Annotated in this window: 15 protein-coding genes; 2 read left to right on the plus strand and 13 right to left on the minus strand. The window is 62.5% G+C overall.

Going from position 1 to position 16,590, the window contains the following annotated elements:
• Positions 1 to 17: 17 nt before the first annotated feature.
• On the minus strand, positions 18 to 2,696 hold the full coding sequence (mdeB, locus tag ABIC03_RS08040) for an alpha-ketoglutarate dehydrogenase (RefSeq protein WP_354056957.1): 2,679 nt from the start codon (positions 2,694 to 2,696) through the stop codon (positions 18 to 20).
• 371 nt (positions 2,697 to 3,067) lie between these two features.
• On the opposite strand from mdeB, the gene ABIC03_RS08045 reads away from it, so the two are divergent.
• Positions 3,068 to 3,928 (plus strand): AraC family transcriptional regulator, encoded by an 861-nt coding sequence (locus ABIC03_RS08045; RefSeq protein ID WP_354056959.1) that lies wholly within the window; start codon positions 3,068 to 3,070, stop codon positions 3,926 to 3,928.
• Between the two features lie 72 nt (positions 3,929 to 4,000).
• Here the strand turns inward: ABIC03_RS08045 and ABIC03_RS08050 are convergent, their stop codons facing one another.
• From ABIC03_RS08050 to ABIC03_RS08105, 12 genes are all read right to left on the minus strand, one after another.
• On the minus strand, positions 4,001 to 5,230 hold the full coding sequence (locus tag ABIC03_RS08050) for an ABC transporter substrate-binding protein (protein WP_354056961.1): 1,230 nt from the start codon (positions 5,228 to 5,230) through the stop codon (positions 4,001 to 4,003).
• Positions 5,231 to 5,305: 75 nt separating this feature from the next.
• Positions 5,306 to 7,171 (minus strand): AMP-dependent synthetase/ligase, encoded by a 1,866-nt coding sequence (locus ABIC03_RS08055; protein WP_354056963.1) that lies wholly within the window; start codon positions 7,169 to 7,171, stop codon positions 5,306 to 5,308.
• Position 7,172: 1 nt separating this feature from the next.
• On the minus strand, positions 7,173 to 7,952 hold the full coding sequence (locus ABIC03_RS08060) for an enoyl-CoA hydratase/isomerase family protein (protein WP_354056965.1): 780 nt from the start codon (positions 7,950 to 7,952) through the stop codon (positions 7,173 to 7,175).
• Between the two features lie 16 nt (positions 7,953 to 7,968).
• The gene (locus ABIC03_RS08065) at positions 7,969 to 9,102 is read right to left on the minus strand and encodes an LLM class flavin-dependent oxidoreductase (protein WP_354056967.1); all 1,134 of its coding nucleotides are present in this window, start codon (positions 9,100 to 9,102) and stop codon (positions 7,969 to 7,971) included.
• Between the two features lie 167 nt (positions 9,103 to 9,269).
• Positions 9,270 to 10,061 (minus strand): creatininase family protein, encoded by a 792-nt coding sequence (locus tag ABIC03_RS08070; protein ID WP_354056969.1) that lies wholly within the window; start codon positions 10,059 to 10,061, stop codon positions 9,270 to 9,272.
• A gap of 4 nt (positions 10,062 to 10,065) precedes the next feature.
• Positions 10,066 to 10,830 (minus strand): enoyl-CoA hydratase/isomerase family protein, encoded by a 765-nt coding sequence (locus tag ABIC03_RS08075; protein WP_354056971.1) that lies wholly within the window; start codon positions 10,828 to 10,830, stop codon positions 10,066 to 10,068.
• 103 nt (positions 10,831 to 10,933) lie between these two features.
• The gene (locus ABIC03_RS08080; RefSeq protein ID WP_354056973.1) at positions 10,934 to 11,653 is read right to left on the minus strand and encodes an ABC transporter ATP-binding protein; all 720 of its coding nucleotides are present in this window, start codon (positions 11,651 to 11,653) and stop codon (positions 10,934 to 10,936) included.
• Positions 11,646 to 12,371 carry an ABC transporter ATP-binding protein gene (locus tag ABIC03_RS08085; RefSeq protein WP_354056975.1) on the minus strand — a complete coding sequence of 242 codons (726 nt, stop codon included), beginning with the start codon at positions 12,369 to 12,371 and terminating at the stop codon, positions 11,646 to 11,648. Before ABIC03_RS08085 ends, ABIC03_RS08080 begins: the two co-directional genes overlap by 8 nt.
• Positions 12,368 to 13,399: a branched-chain amino acid ABC transporter permease gene (locus tag ABIC03_RS08090; RefSeq protein WP_354056977.1), complete on the minus strand. Its 1,032-nt coding sequence runs from the start codon at positions 13,397 to 13,399 to the stop codon at positions 12,368 to 12,370. The genes ABIC03_RS08085 and ABIC03_RS08090 overlap by 4 nt, the downstream gene beginning before the upstream one ends.
• Positions 13,383 to 14,393: a branched-chain amino acid ABC transporter permease gene (locus ABIC03_RS08095; RefSeq protein WP_354056979.1), complete on the minus strand. Its 1,011-nt coding sequence runs from the start codon at positions 14,391 to 14,393 to the stop codon at positions 13,383 to 13,385. Before ABIC03_RS08095 ends, ABIC03_RS08090 begins: the two co-directional genes overlap by 17 nt.
• Complete coding sequence (locus ABIC03_RS08100; RefSeq protein ID WP_354056981.1) at positions 14,366 to 14,803, minus strand: flavin reductase family protein; 438 nt, start codon at positions 14,801 to 14,803, stop codon at positions 14,366 to 14,368. Before ABIC03_RS08100 ends, ABIC03_RS08095 begins: the two co-directional genes overlap by 28 nt.
• 178 nt (positions 14,804 to 14,981) lie before the next feature.
• Positions 14,982 to 15,326, minus strand: a complete 345-nt coding sequence (locus ABIC03_RS08105; RefSeq protein WP_354056983.1) for a VOC family protein — start codon at positions 15,324 to 15,326, stop codon at positions 14,982 to 14,984.
• A gap of 624 nt (positions 15,327 to 15,950) precedes the next feature.
• Here ABIC03_RS08105 and ABIC03_RS08110 point away from each other — a divergent pair.
• The gene (locus tag ABIC03_RS08110; RefSeq protein ID WP_354056985.1) at positions 15,951 to 16,574 is read left to right on the plus strand and encodes an Lrp/AsnC family transcriptional regulator; all 624 of its coding nucleotides are present in this window, start codon (positions 15,951 to 15,953) and stop codon (positions 16,572 to 16,574) included.
• Positions 16,575 to 16,590 lie beyond the last annotated feature (16 nt).

A 16,590-nucleotide genomic window follows, 5' to 3' on the forward strand; every position in this document is an offset into this window, starting at 1 on the left:
GCGCGCTCCGCCCTCTGTCAGCGAGACCAAGGCGATGCAACGCCGGTCGGCAATCCGTAGCTGGCGATGGCTTCGGCGACCAGCTCACGCGCCACGTCACCCGATTTTGCCAGCGCCGACAGCGCCGCAACGACGATCTGCTTGCGATCGACCTCGAAGAAAGATCTCAGCGCGGCGCGCGTATCGCTACGCCCGAAGCCGTCGGTGCCCAGCACCGTATAGGGGGCCTCGATGTAAGAACCGATCAGTTGCGGATACGCCCGGACATAATCCGATGCCGCGACGATAGGCACCTTGCCGCCGAGGCATTGTGCGACGTGGCTCTCGACCGGCTTCGACAGCGGCGAGAGCCGATTAGTTCGCTCCACCTCACGCGCCTCTCGCGCCAGCTCGGAAAAGCTCGTTGCCGACCAGACTTCGCTGGGCACTTTCCATTCGCATTGCAGCATCGCCGCGGCGGCGAGCGCCTCCGGAAGAATGGCGCCCGAGCTGACCAGCCTGATCTTCGCCGGCCCGTCAGCGCTCGGCAGAACCCGATAGAGACCCTTGATAATGCCGTCGCGCGCATCGTCGGGCATCGAGGGCTGCGCATAGTTCTCGTTCATCGCCGTGAGGTAATAGAACTCGTCGTTGCCCTGCTCGAGCATCGACCGCATGCCGTGATCCAAGATGACGGCCACCTCGTAGGAGAATGCCGGATCGTAGGCCCGGCAGTTCGGAACCGTCGCCGCCATCAGATGGCTGGACCCGTCCTGATGCTGCAAGCCTTCGCCACCAAGCGTCGTCCGGCCGGCCGTCGCCCCGATCAGAAAGCCACGCGCGCGCTGGTCCGCCGCCGCCCAGATCAGATCGCCGACCCGCTGAAAGCCGAACATCGAATAGTAGATATAGAACGGCAGCAACGGGAAGTTATGGATGCTGTAGGAGGTCGCCGCCGCGGTCCAGGACGAAATCGCCCCCGCCTCGGTGATCCCCTCCTCCAGCAATTGACCGTCGATCGCTTCCTTGTAGTACAGCATCGAGCCGGCATCTTCCGGCTCGTAGAGCTGCCCTGCCGGCGAGTAAATGCCGACCTGCCTGAACAGGTTCGCCATTCCGAAGGTGCGAGCTTCGTCGGCGACGATCGGAACGATGCGCGGGCCGAGCGTCTTGTCCTTGAGCAAATTGGTGAACAGCCGTACGATCGCCATCGTGGTCGACGTCTCCTTGCCGTCGCCGCGCAGCGCGAACTCCGCGTAGGATTGCAGCGGCGGCACCGGCAGCGCCGCCGAAGCGCGTCGCCGCGCCGGCATGTAGCCGCCGAGTGCCGCGCGACGGGCGCGCAGATACTGAATTTCCGCGCTGTCTTCCGCAGGCCTGAAGAATTCCAGATTCTCGACTTGCTCGTTATTGAGCGGCAGGGCGAACCGGTCGCGGAACGCATACAGCGCGTCGACGTCGAGCTTCTTGGTCTGGTGCGACGTCATACGCGACTCGCCGGCGCCGCCCATGCCGTAGCCCTTCTTGGTCTTCGCCAGAATGACGGTCGGCCGACCCTTGATGTCCTTCGCGGCGGCAAAGGCCGCGAACAGCTTCTTGAAGTCGTGGCCACCGCGCTTCAGGCCGTCGATATCCGCGTCCGACATGTGCGCAACCAGCGCCCGGACCTCGGGGTCCTCGCTGAAGAAGTTGGCGAGGTTGTAGGCCCCATCCTTGGCGCCGAGTGTCTGATACTTGCCATCGACGGTGTCGGCGAATTTGCGCAGCAGCGCATGCTTGCTGTCACGCGCGAAGATATCGTCCCAGTCGGATCCCCATAGCACCTTGATGACGTTCCAGCCGGCGCCCTGGAAGAGAGACTCGAGTTCCTGAATCACCTGCCCGTTGCCGCGGACCGGCCCATCCAGGCGCTGCAGGTTGCAATTGACGACGAAGGTGAGGTTGTCGAGATTTTCCCGCGCCGCCAGGGCGAGCCCGGCGATCGATTCCGGCTCGTCCATCTCGCCGTCGCCGAACACACCCCAGACGTGGCGACCAGCCGTCTGCACCAGACCGCGATGCTGCAGATACTTCATGAACCGCGCCTGGTAGATCGCGCTGATCGGGCCGAGGCCCATCGACGCCGACGGCACCTGCCAGAACTCCGGCATCAGCCAGGGATGTGGATAGGACGACAGACCGGGGCCGCTCAGTTCCTGGCGATACAGCTTCAGATTCTCGTCCGACAGTCGGCCTTCGAGATACGCTCGTGCATAGACTCCGGGGGACGAATGCGGCTGGAAATACACCAAGTCCCCCTCCGACTCGGAGCTTGACGCGCGAAAGAAATGATTGAAACCGACTTCGAAAATTTCCGCGGCCGAGGCGTAGCTGGCGACGTGCCCGCCGAGTTCCCCATAGGCCTTGTTGGCACGGACCACCATCGCGAGCGCGTTCCAGCGAATGATCGCCGTCAGGTGGGTCTCGATCGCGACGTCGCCGGGGTAGGACTTCTGCTGCTCGAGCGGAATCGAATTGCGATAGGGCGAAAACGGCGGAGAGTCCGGCAGAACGCCGAGCTCCTTCGCACGCCGATCGAGCGCAGCCAGGATGTATCGCACGCGCACGGCACCGGCGCTGTGGTGGAGCGATCCAAGCGATGCGAGCCAATCGGCGGTTTCGACCGCGTCCTGGTCGGCGTTGACGGCCTTGCGTGGCGGATCGATGTGTGCAGTCATACGTCGGGCTCCGAGAAAGCCCGCACTTGGTAGCATCGGGTGCTGTGGCACGTGCTGCTGAATACGGCTGCGTTCCGACGGATTGCCCGGCTCCGGCGGGACGCCGAGGCTCGCATCGCAGCATTCTCTGCTGTTGGTTCAATCAGGCGAGTGATAGAGCCGTGGGCCGCATGACAGGTGCTTCCGCTTGGTCACGGCGCAACATGCCGCCTCACTAAGCGCTCACGCCGCAGTAGCGGGCATCTTGTCGCAGATCAGCGAACTCGACGGCTCGCCGCGACTAGTGACCTGACCTTTCAAAACAGCTAACCTCGGCTAGGAGCAGAATCTGCATCAAGGCTTGACTGACTTGACGAATTGGCAGGATTGAAATGCCGCCCGAGACCGAGTTCGATCGCGATTTTGCGCGAATGGATCTGCCCGATCTTCGGATCAACTATGATCCGGTCGATCCGGACCAGTTCGATCGTCCCATCACTTCATTCTGTCTCGAAACCAGCAAAGACAACGACGACCTGCCGCTGCACTCACACCGCAAAGGCCAATTGGTCGTCGCTTCTCATGGCTCGGTGATGTGCCGGGCGCCTGGCGGCTTGTGGATCGTGCCTCCGCAAGGCGCGGTATGGATCCCGGCCGGCGTGCAGCACAGCAATTGCGTGGCCGATTTCGGCAAACTCTACACCGTGTTCATCGATCCGCAGGTCAGCATGCTGCCGCGGACCTGCTGCACGCTGATGATCACGTCGCTGGTGCGAGAATTGATCCACCGCCTCTCGGTGTTCCCACCGCTCTATCCGCTGGAAGGACCGACCAGCCGTCTCGGCCGGGTTTTGCTCGACGAACTCGTGCAAATGTCGACGACGGATGAAATGTATCTGCCGATCTCCCCCGACGCCCGTCTTCAACACCTTGCGACCTCCTTGTTGAATAATCCGGGCGACCGCAGCACGATGGACGAAGTCGCCTCGCGCTACGCGATGAGCGAGAGTACCTTCGCACGCTTCATCGCCAAGGAAACAGGGATGACCTTCGGGCGCTGGCGCCAGCGTCTCCACATTCTGATCGCCATGCAGCGCCTCACGGCGGGCAGTTCGGTCCAGGCCGTGTCGCTGGAACTGGGCTACGAAACGCCCAGCGCGTTCATCACGATGTTCAAGAAGACGATGGGACAGAGCCCCCTCCGCTTCCTTGCCGAGCGGTCGCGCATGATCAATTCGGACAGTTTGCCCTAGCTCGCACGTCCTTGCCTCGGTATTTGACGACCGCGACCCCACGACGCTTTCGCGGGGCCGCACGTAAGGACGTCAGCGTTTGCTGTAAGGCGCAAGCGGATACTCGAGCGACGCTTCCGCGATGGCCTTTGGAGCCACCACCCGCGGCCTGCCTTTCAAACCCTGCAGCATCACCATCGAACAGTGGATGTTCTGGCCGGTCTCGTCGAACTTGGTGTTGTCGCCGTACATCAGGAAAGGCTTCATGTCGGTCGTCGTGAGCGCGCCGTGAATCGCCGGCGACTCCGGCGACGCCGCCCGCGTCACGGCGTCTGCGACGATCTGCACCGCCTCGAATGCGCAGCCCGCATTGGCATCGAACCAGTCGTTCGGGTAGTCGGCCGCGAACATCTTCATGATCTTGTCGGTCTCGGCGCCCTTGGGATTGAGCCACAACGCCGACAGAATCGGACCGTCACCGTACTTTCCGAGCGCGTCGTGATACGCCTTGTCCGACACGCCGTTGGAGTTGGGCGAAAACACCATCTTGGGATCCCAGCCCTGCTTGATGCATTCGCGCGCGATCATGATCGCGTCGTTGACGCGCGTGACCGAGATCAAGGCATCGGCACCCGATGCTTTCGCCTTGGCGACCTCTACCGACAGATCCTTGGCCTTTTCGTCATAGGCAACGTACTGCGCGATCTTGAGCGGAACGCCCACTTCCTTCCACGCCTGATCGATGCTGGCCGCCGTCGACTGCCCCATCGTGTTGTTGAGATGGAGAACGACGGCGCTGCTCGGCGGATCCTTCAGCGTGCCGAGCACTGACTTCAGCTCGGTCAGCGATTGCCGCACGATGGTCAGCGACGTGGGGTAATAGCGGAACACTTGGGTGAAGCCTTGCGAAGTCACCTGGGTGGCGCTCGCGATGTGGACCACCATCGGCACCTTGGCGGCCTCGCAGGCCTGCAGCGCCGAAATGGTGGCGCCGGAATCCCACGCGCCGATCAGCACGGTGCAGCCCTGCCGGATGAGGCTCTCGGCGGCAATCCGGCCGTTCTCCGGACGGCTTTGCGTATCGGCGTGAACAATCTCGATGTCGAGGCCGAACCTCTCACGCGCGAATTTTGCGCCGAGATCGATGCCGCGCACGCAGGCCTGACCGGGAAACGCCAGCACGCCGCTGCTGGGCATGATCGCTCCTACCTTCACCTTCATGTTCGCCGCAAACGATGGCCTTGATACCAATACCAGGCCTGCCGCAATTCCCAATCCGCCTCCGACAATCCTCCGCCGCGTGATTCCGCTTCGCTTGGTCATATCGATGTCCTGTTGCTGAAGGAATAAATCTATCTCGCCTAGTAGCTTCGTGCGTTGAAGGAGCGACCGCCGATCTCAAAGGCCCATTTCGGCCTTGATCAGTTTTTCCTCGGTTTCGTCGTAGAGCGACGCGATCAGCGACTGATAGCGCTCGTTGATCTGCTTGCGACGCTTCTTCCGCGTCGGCGTCATCACGCCGTTCTCGAGCGACAGCTCCTCCGGCAGAATGCGGAACGCCTTGATCTGCTCGGCTCGCGCCAGCCTTCCGTTGGCCTTGCCGATCTCCGCCTCGATCAGCCGGTTGACGATCTCGGAGCCTGCCAGGTCGGCGTAACTCGCGATCTTGTCGTCGCGCGACTTCGCCCAGTCCATTGTGGCGGTGGCATCCACTTCGATCAGGGCGGTGAGATATTTTCGCCCCTCGCCGATCACAGCCGCCTCGGAGATAAACGGGCTGTGCCTCAGCTCGTTTTCGATCTGAGTCGGGCTGATCGATTTGCCGTTCGACGTGTTGATGATCTCCTTCTTCCGGTCGACCAGCTTGAAGGTTCCTTCCGGCGACACTTCGACGATGTCGCCGGTGTAGAGCCAGCCGTCGCGAAGCGCCGCTTTCGTCTCGTCCGGCTTGTTCCAATAGCCCGCGAACAATCCCGGTCCACGGACGATCATCTCGCCGTCCTGGAGCACGGCGGTTTCCCAGGCCGGATCCGGCAGCGGGACCCCGACGTTGCCGGCCTTCGGCCACTCCGCCATCTGCACCAGATTGGCACCGACCAGTTCGGTCTGGCCGTAGCACTCCTTGAGCTGCAAGCCCCACAGCTGCCACAGCGACATCAGCTCGGACGGCATCGCCGCCGACGAAGTGAACGCGACCTTCAGCTCGTCGAAACCGACCTCCGCGAGCAGCGGCAGGAACACTTGCTCGCGGCAGGCCGCGAACAGGTTCGAGACGAAGGCATCTTCGTGGCCGCGCTGTCGGTCCTCGAGCGCCCTGCGCGCGATCGTCATGGCAAGTGCGTACTTCTGATCTCCAGCACCGCCGGCGGGATGTACCTTGCTGAGAAGTTGCGTCGCAAAACGCTGGTAGAAACGTGGCGGCGCCATGTAGTAGGTCGGCTTGACTTCTTTGATCGTCCGGACGAAGTCCGCGGTCGTCTCGCCGAAATACGGAACTGCGTCGGCGATCAGCGGCAACGTCGTCGCCTGCCCGCGCGCGACGGTGTGCGACATCGGCAAATGCACGACCACTCGGTGTTCCTCTTCGCGCATGCTGGGGGCGAACAGGGTGATGCAATGAACGCCGGCGAGAATGGAAAGGTGCGTCAGCATAGCGCCTTTGGGGTTTCCGGTCGTCCCGGACGTATAGCCGATGCTGACGACATCGGACGCCTTTGCTGTCGCGCTTTCCTTCTGCAGATAATCGTGCGCGTCGACATCGTGTGCTCCGACAACGTCGGCCAGAGACTTGATCGACGCCGTGGCCTCGCCGGTCCAATCCGGGTCGAGCACGATGATGCCGCGGAGCTGCTCGGCCTGACCGGAGGCGAGCACGATGCGAAGCTGCTGCTCCCCGCCGACGAACGCGAACTTCGCGCCTGAATCCGTCAAGCAGTAAGCCACTTCTTCGGGTGACGAGGTGAAGTACACGCCCACCATGACGCCGCCGGCGCACATCGTGGCCATGTCGGCGATCAGCCATTCCTCGGACGAATCGCCCATGATCGCGACCCGATCGCCGCGCTCGAGACCAGCACGCCGCAGCGCGCTGGCCAAGTTCGCGACACGCTGCGCATAGGCGCCCCACGTCATGGCGGTCCAGGCGCCGTGACGCTTTTGTTGCAAGGCGATCTTGTCGGGCCGCTCCGCGAGTCGCGCAGCCAAAAGCTGCACGACGGTCGTATCGGCCAACTGAGCGCCGGATGTCATCGCAGCGACGTTCATCTCAGCGCTCCGCGAAACGCTTACGCTTGGCCGCGAATGCCGCAACCGCCTCGGCCCGCTCGGGCGACTTGAAGGTCAACATCTCCAGCGCCGCAGAGGTGTCGAGCAGCAGGTGGGCGTACTGCTTGATGATCTTGTTGACACTGTACTTGGTCCACACGATCGATTCCTTCGGCCCGCTTGCCAGCAGTTCGGCGTATTCGATCGCGGCATCGAGAACGTTGCCGTCCGCGACCACCTCGTTGATCATGCCGATAGCAGCCGCTTTCTCGGCGGAGATGAATTCGCCGGTCATCAGATAGTGCTTCGCGCGCACCGGCCCCATCAGCAGCGGCCAGATCACCGCGCCGCCATCGCCCGCGACGACGCCGGCATTGACGTGCGTGTCGGCGAAACGAGCTGTCGAGCTCGCATAGATCACGTCGCAGAACAGCGCGAGCGTGGCACCGAGGCCGACCGCGACACCGTTGACGGCCGCGACGATCGGCACTTCGACTTCCAGCATGTTGCGGATGAGGTGGCGACCGCTGCGCGTCGGGGACGGCAGCGTTCCCTTATCCAGCGACTTCTGATCGCCACCGGAGCAAAATCCGCGGCCCGCACCGGTGAGAACGATCGCGTCGACAGATATGTCGTGATCCAGCTTGACGAAGACGTCTTCGAGCTCCTCGTGCATCTCCCAGTTGATCGCGTTGAGGATCTCCGGGCGGTTCATCGTGACAATCGCGACGCCGGTGGCGCGCTGTTCGACGATCAGGTACTTGTAGTCGTATTGCGACATTGATTTCACCGTTGGATTACTGCTTCTGGGTACGCATCTGCCGGATCTGCCCGAGGATCTCCTCGGTCGGCCGCACGACGTTGTTTCTGTCGTTGAAATGCGGGATGACGTAGCGACCGACCATGTCGATCGCCTCCATGATCTTTTCGTGCGGGACGGAGTCCATGTGCAGCAGCACCTCGTCGATTCCCATGGCCTCGAACTTCTCGATCTGACGAATGACCGTATCGGGGCTGCCGCACACCGTCGTGGCCGACTCGTTGACCAGATAGTTCCAGTCGTTGGCGGCAAGTACCATCGACGGCACGCTCTCTCCCATGTACTTGTAGTCGTCGGCAATCGCCGCGAGACGCGGATAGGCATCGGTCGAGATCTTGGCATAGTGCATCAGCGGGCCGGCATAATCCGCCTTGGCCTGCTCGTCCGTTTTCCCGATGCCGATGAACAGCGGAATGCCGATACGCGGACGCTGCAGCGGTCCCCCCTCGTCGCGCTTCCAGTTTTTTTGATAGGCGCCGATCAGCTTCTGCTGCGCTTCCCAACCCTGATAGATGTTGCTGCTCATCACGGCGAAGCCCTGCGAGGCGGCCCAGACGTGACTGCGCTCGCTGGTCGCCGCGATCCCGATCACCGGATGCGGCTTCTGCAGCGGCTTCGGAACCAGCTGGCGCGGAGGGATCTGGTAGTACTTGCCGTCGAAGGTGAAAATGTCCTGGCGCATCGCCGTTTTCAGCAGCGCCAGTCCTTCTTCCATCTGGGCCAGCGTTTCGTTCGGATCGACGTTGAACGCCCGCATCGCGATGGTGGTGTTGGCGCGGCCGCCGTAAAATTCCATGCGGCCGTTGGACAGGATGTCGGTCACCGCAAGCCGTTCGGCCGAACGCAAGGCGTGGTTGATGCGCTGCGGCATCAGCGTCACCGCCGCGCGCAGCTTGACGCGCGATGTCACCGCGGCCAGATAGCCGAACACCACTTCGGGCGCCGAGCTCGAGATCCCACCCAGTGCCACGTGCTGCTCGGAGAGCGCGACGCAGTCGAAGCCGACCTTCTCGGCCAGACGGACTTCGTCGACCAGTTCGTGAAGCCTGCGCGAGTAACTGTGGCCGACCTGGGTTTCCTGTTCAGACCAGAACCCAAACGTAAGTGCCATGTCTCCATCCTTTTAGCTTGCGAGATGGCACAGGGTTTCATAGGCGTGGCGATATTTTCGCCCGAAAGCCGCGTTGCGTAGTAACGCTTTCCGAATTTTATGCTGTCAGCATTCGCAACATGGCAGACGCCCCGGGAAGCTTCGCCACGCAGCGGACGGGCTGACCGTCAACGGCGGGCGCTGGCGGCTCCGGCCTCGCTATCGAAAGTCTTGATCAGCAACTCGGCGACCGCCGCGAGGCACGCTTCGCCGATGGCGTAGCTCGAGCCGATCGGACTTCCGATCACGCCGTTCTGCGAAACCGATCGGATGCCGTTCTTCCACATCAGCTCGAGATCAGCCTCCGACAAGCCGCCAAGATGGCCCACCTCGAAGCGGTCCGGTCTGACGCTGTCGGGCCTAATGACCATCATCAGCGACGTCTCGGCGATGTCGGCGTGGCCGCCGACGGCCGACACGTCTCCTCCGGCTTCGCGCACCGCATCGCGCCACGTGTCGATCCATTTCGTCGAGTCGAAGAACGCCAGGATCTCGACATCCGGGGGGACGGCTTCGCGCAAGCGACCGAGCATGTCCTTCAAGACCGGAAAATTGCCGATGTGACCCGAGTGAATCAGGATACGCTTGAAACCGTGCCGCGCCAGGCTTGTGCAATAATCGACACAAATCGCTTCCAGCGTCTCCGGCCGTAGCGAGATCGTACCCGCGAATGGCAGATGGTGAGACGAGCAGCCGACCGTGATAGTCGGTGCCACCAGCGTGTTGCCGCGGCTGCGCGCGATCCGCTCGGCCAGAGCATCGGCATGATCCGCATCCATGCCCAAAGACAAATGCGGCCCATGCTGCTCGACGGCCCCCAGCGGGATCACTACCGTCGTGCACCCATCGGCCAGCGCCGCGGCGACTTCCTCGTGGCTCATCTGCTCCAGATAGATCTGATCGGGATATCCGCGCGTCATCGGCTCAGCCCTTACTGTTCTTTGACAGAAATCTCGCACGCGCGTTGGTTGAGCTCTCGGCTGTGACATAGGCGTCGAGGTCGGCCACGGTCATTTTTTCGAGCGCCTGATCGCTCATTTGCGCGGTGAGGTTGAGCGATCGCTTGATGGCATGGAACAGCTTGCGGTCTTTCTGCCGCAACACGCCGCACACGTCTCGCGCACGGGACGCGACCTCCTCGGTCGGGACGATCTCGTTCACGGCGCCGATCGCCACAGCGCGCTCCGCGCCGACGAGCTCGCCCCAGTACAGCAGCTCTTGCGCCGCCCGCACGCCGAGCTTCTCGACGGCCCGGCGCATACCTTTGGTCACCGGCAGCAGGCCATGGTTGATTTCCGGAAATCCAATCTTGCACGCCGCATCGGCCACAATATGGTCCGCATGCAGCAGAAACTCCAGGGCGCCTCCGACCGCATAGCCGCGGACGGCGCAGACGATCGGGCCTGGATAGTTCTCCATCGCCACGAGAAGTTCGTGGAAGAACCGGATGCGCGGCCTCGCGACGTCGATCCCGACGACTTCCTTGATGTCGCCGCCTGCGCTGAAGAAGCGGTCGCCGCTTCCGGTGAGCACGATGCCGGGCGGATTCTCGTCGTCGGCAAAGCGCCGGATCGCCTCCAGCAACTCGACGATGAGTTGCGCATTCAGCGCATTGGCCGGCGGCCGGTTCATCGTGATCGTGACCAGGTCTTGATCACGCTCGATCAGGAGAGAAGTGGCGGTGTTCATAAGTGAGACCCAAGCGAGAGGCGGCTGCAATAGCCGGGGAGCGGGGGACCAAACGGCGGCTCGACGAGCCGCAACGCCCGGCGCCTCGCCGAGACGGCGCGCCTCACAATCCCAGATAGGCGCGCTGGACATCGGGGTTCTCAAGCAGATCGCGGCTCGATCCGTGCAACACCACGGAGCCGTTCTCGAGCACATAGCCGCGGCTGCTCAGCGCGAGCGACTTGGCGACATTCTGCTCGACGAGAAGGACCGTGATGCCCTGCTCGTTGAGGGATTTGACGACGCCGAACATCACGTCTGTCAGCGCCGGCGACAGCCCGATCGACGGCTCGTCGAACATCACGAGTTCTGGCTTCGACATGATCGCCCGACCGATCGCCAGCATCTGTTGCTCGCCGCCGGACAGCGTGCCGGCGAGCTGGTCGCGGCGCTCGCGAAGTCGCCCGAACAGCTGATAGACGGAATCAAGCGTGTTTGCCCGGTCGTGCCTGGCCCGCTTCAGCGAGCCTCCGATCAGCAGATTGTCCTCGACAGAGAGCGCACCGAAGATCTGGCGGCCCTCGGCGACCTGAGCGATGCCCATTTCGCAGATGTCCCACGGCGGTCGCCGCGAGATTTCGACTCCGTTGATCCTGACGGAACCGCGCGACGACGGCACGATCCCTGCGATTGATCGGATCAGAGAGGTCTTGCCGGCGCCGTTGGCGCCGACCACGCAGATCAGTTCACCCTTGCCGATGCGAAGCGACACGCCGTTCAGCGCATTTGAGCCGTCATAGGCCACGCACAGGTCGTCGATGGCGAGAAGCGCGTCGTCAGGCACGGAAGCCGGCTCCCAGATAACTTTCCAGCACCGCAGGATCCGCCACCACCTCTGACGGCTTGCCCTCGGCGATCTTGGCGCCGTGGTGAAGCACCACCACGGTCGACGCCACCTCCATCACGATCCGCATCACGTGCTCGACCAGCAGGATCGTCAGTCCGCCCTCGGCGAGCCTGTGCAGCACGCCAACGACGCCGGCCGCTTCGGTTGGACGCAGCCCCGCCATCACTTCGTCGAGCAGCAGCAGCTTGGGGCGGGTCGAGAGCGCCTTCGCCATCTCCAGCATCTTGCGATCGGGCAACGTCAACTGATCAGTCCGGGCATTCGCCTTGCCGGCGAGCCCGACATTTTCGAGCGACTCATAGGCCGTGTCCCGCGCCTCCTTGACGTTCGTCGTCCAACTGAAGGCGCCCACCATGGCATTCTCGAGCACCGACATATCTTTCATCGGCCGGACGATCTGGAAGGTGCGCGCAATGCCCATGCGGCACACCACTTCGGGCGGCTCGCGCTCGAGCAAACGCCCCTCGAACAGCACCTGCCCGGCGGTCGGTCTCAGCGCCCCGGCGACGAGATTAAAGCAGGTGGTCTTGCCGGCGCCGTTCGGCCCGATCAGGGCGGTGATGCGGCCTGCCTGCAGTGAGAAGCTGACGTCATTGACCGCGACCAATCCAACGAACGCTTTGGTCAGGTTCTTCACTTCGAGCAGCGCGGTCATTCCTCGACCTTCCGCAGTTGTGAGATCCGGCCGCACGCCGGCAGCTGGATCGCCCCGTAGAGCCGGACGATCGCCGGCCAGATGCCGTCGGGCAGAAACCACACGACCAGGATCAGCACCGCCCCGTAGGCGACGCTGTTCAGTCCGGGGAGCCCCAGGCTGTCGCCGAGAGCCCCCATGGCGTGATGCAGCGGGATCGCGGCCATCGAGCCGACCAGCGGGCCGAACGCAGTGCCCAATCCGCCGACCACGGGGCCGATCAGTACGTCGACCGAGATCGCCATGCCCATGATCGAATCCGGAAAGATCGCGCCCTGCACCAGGCCCAGCACGCCGCCGCCGATCGCGGCCGTCGCGGCCGATATCGAGACCACCAGCACCTTGTGGCGAAACGTCCGCACCCCCAGCGCGCGGGCGGCCTCGTCGTCATCCCGCATCGCCCGCCAGACATAGCCCCAATAGGACCGCGAGATCAGCTCCGTTCCCGCGACGCCGATGGCCGCGAGCGCGAGCGCGACGAAGTAGTAGAACCGCGCGTCACCGCGCAGCATCCCGAGGTCCATCGCGCCGCTCGGCGCCTGATAGAACAGGCCCTGCATGCCGCCGACATAGTCCCACCCGCCGAACATGATCCGGGCGAATTCGGCGGCTGCGATCGTGAGCAGCGCGAAATAGATGCCCCGGACCTCGAAGCGGAAGCTCAGCCACGCCAGCACCGCGCCGACGAAGCCCGCAATCACCGCGCCCAGCAGCAGACCGATCCACGGAGTGACGCCGTATTTGATGTTCAGGATCGCCACCGCATACGCACCGATCCCAACGAACAGCGCGTGACCGATGGATAGTTGCCCGCCGATCCCGAGCATCAGGTTCCACGATTGTCCCATGAAGGTGAACAACAGGACGATCGTCAGAAGCGAGATGACGTAGGCGTTGGACATGCCACCCACCACGGCCAGGGCGGCGAAGACCAGAGCGCCGGCGCCCCAACGCTTGATGTCGCTGGCTTGATCAGATGTCCTTTGCACCGAAAAACCCCCTCGGACGGAAAATCAGGATGATGATCAGGAGCGCGTAAGGGAGTGCTGTTTTCATCGACGGCGTGAACATCAAGGCCGCGATCGCTTCGGCGACCCCGATCGTCAGGCCGCCCAGAAGAGCGCCGCCGAAGCTTCCGAGACCGCCGACGATCACCGTCACAAAGGCCAGCAGCGTGAAGTCGACGGCGAGATAGGGTTGCGCATCGAACAGCGGCGAGATCAATGCGCCGGCGACGCCAGCGCAGGCGGTTCCGATGCCGAAGGTCACCGCATAGACCCGAGGGATATTCAGCCCGACCACCAGTCCGCCCAGTCGATTATTGGCGGCGCCCCGCAGCGATCGGCCAAATGCGGAGGACTTCAGATAGGCTCCCAGTGCGGCGATCAGCAGTCCGGCCGTAGCGGCCGCCTGGATGCGGGCCCAATCTAAGGTGAGCGGGCCCACGCTCACGGTCTGGAAGGACAGCTGAGACGCCGTCGGCCGCGGATCCGGACCGAACGACATCAGCAATACGCCGCTGAAAAGCAGTGAAAGGCCGATGAAGACGATGAACTGATAGTGATGCGGCCGATTGACGAACCGCTTCACGACGAGCGTCTCCAGCAAATAGCCGAACACGAACATGACGACCGCGGCGATCGCGGCGGCTAAACCGATCGGGACGTCCCAGATTCGAACGGTCCAGTATCCGATGTAGATCCCAAACACGACCATCTCACCATGAGCGAAATTGACCACGCGCATGACGCCGAAGATGATCGTGAGACCGAGCGCGACGAGCCCGTAAACCAGCCCGATGAGCACCCCGCCAGCGATTACATTGAGCCAGAGTGACAGCATCAGCGACCGACCGCTGATGGATGCGCGATGGAAAGTCTTCGTCTTCCTTGCATGCTGATCGGTCCATCTTGGCTGTAGCGGAAACGTAGCGGCGTCGGACGTCGTCCTGTGTTTCAGATCGCCTTTGGCGCGGCGAAACATCCGTCGATGTAGATGAGCGACTCACATCCGGCTCTCGTCGTCTGAGCCACCACCTTTCCGGTGAAGATGGTGTGACTACTGTCGCTGTAAGCATTCACCACGCGGCAATCGAAGCTGCTGACCGCGCCGACCAGACTTGGTGCTCCGGTTTTGAGATCGCACCACAAACCGTCGCCGAAGCGGATGTCGCCCTTGCTGCCGTCCTGCCCGGAAAACTTGAGCGCCAGATCGCGATGATCGACCCCCAGAATATTCCAGCAGAACGACCCACTGCTGAGAATGGTGTCGTGCGCACCGGCAGATCGATTGACGCAAACCAGCACGCTGGGCGGAGCCGCCGACAGCGAGCAGCCCGCCGTCAGTGTCAGACCATGGCGGTTCGGCGCCCGGCCTGTCGTGACGATCGACACGGTGCCCGGCACGCTGCGCATCGCAGCGCGGAATGCTGCGGCATCGAGTGGGCTCGGTTCGGACAGCGGCGGTGTTGCGGGCGACATGGCTACGAGTCTTGTATTCATGGGATGGATGCGCCCTATTTGTCTGGTTGTGAGTTCGGGGCATGCAGCGCTGCCCCGGTGAATGTCTGGGCTATCCGGCTGCTTGATAGAACTGGATGACGTTGCCGCCCGGATCCCGCACCTTCACCGCACGGCCGTGACTGGCCATGTCCCGAACCGCGCCGACTTGCGCACCCATGGCTGCGGCACGCTCCATGGCGGCCTCGAGGCTGTCGACATCAAAGACGAGAACGGCATCCTTGAGTTGTTCCGACGCGGATTCCATCGGGTCGGCGACGCAGAACGCAGCCGCATCGCTCACGAACTGGATCCACTTGCCGGGATCAGCGAAGCGCACCTTCAGACCCAAGCCTTCGTAGAACTCGGCCAGGCGTCCAGGATCGTTCGCTGTCAGATAGACTTGCTTCAGTTTCACGCTCGACAATCCAACCGTCCGCCGCCCGAGTGCGATCGTGGATGAATAGTCGCTCGAGCCTCTCAGCATTACTGCTTGAACAACGCGTGTCGCAGAAGCTTCATCAGCATTTTATGCTGCAGCGACTTGTCGGGTCGCTTGATCCAGCTCTGCGTCCGGCCGATCTTTGCCATTTTCTGGTCGTCGAGGGTGGGCTGTCGTTCCTGCCGAACCACTCGTCTCGCTCAACGCCGGCGGTGCGGTCAGCGACGTGGGACCACGGCCACACGCGGCGAAAGGCGGTCGTACGAGTTGCGACGCTCGACACCGAAGCTCTGCTGCACATCCAGTCAAGTGCCAGGGGGAGGGAGCCACTCGATGAAGCGCCGGCCGTTACATCGTGATCGATCCGTCGATCAACATCGGCCTGCATATCGCATGTGCAAAAAATGTATCAAAATTAGGCAACTAACACTCTGATCGCGATGCACAATCCGAAGGTTGACGGTTTTTCGATACAAGTCGGCGATTAGTCGAAATCCCACAAGCGCGATTGCGGTTAGCGTTTTACCACGCGATTGTCATCGCCCCGCAAACGATGGTGATAAGTGCCGCAAGAAGACTGCCAGATTTGGGAGACACGCGATGTCGACAACCTCTCTCGACAGAATAGATATCAAGATCCTCAACGAGCTCCAGCAGAATGCGAGCTTGACCAATGTCGAGCTCGCATCACGCGTCAATCTCTCGCCGTCGCCGTGTCTGGCTCGCGTCAGAACACTCGAAAAACTCGGCGTGATCGATCGACGGATCGCCCTTCTCGATCCCGCCGTACTCGGCATTGGTGTAACGGCTTTCATCCAGATCAAGCTGGAAAAGCAGGTCCAGACGTCACTCGAGAGTTTCACCCGATCCATCGACCGGCTGGCCCAGGTGATGGAATGCTATCTGATGACCGGTGAGAGCGACTACATGCTCCGCGTCATGGCGGTCGACATCGAAGATCTCGAAGACCTCATCGTCAACAAACTATCCCGCATCCCCGGTGTCAGCAGCATTCGATCAAATCTGGCTCTCAAGCGTATTTCGCACAAGACGGTGTTGCCGATCGACACCAATCGACCGGTCACCGTAAAGGCTTGCGCCAACCCCTCGCGCCCTCTGGAGCGCTCCCCAAGGCCCCGATACGACGCAGCTGGTCCTTTGCTGTCCGACGCGCCGATCGGGCTCGACACCAATTGTCCCAGCTACAGCGTGGAAAGACTATGAGGCGCCCCGCCATGGC

The sequence above is a fragment of the Bradyrhizobium sp. RT6a genome (assembly GCF_040547675.1).
Classification (GTDB): domain Bacteria; phylum Pseudomonadota; class Alphaproteobacteria; order Rhizobiales; family Xanthobacteraceae; genus Bradyrhizobium.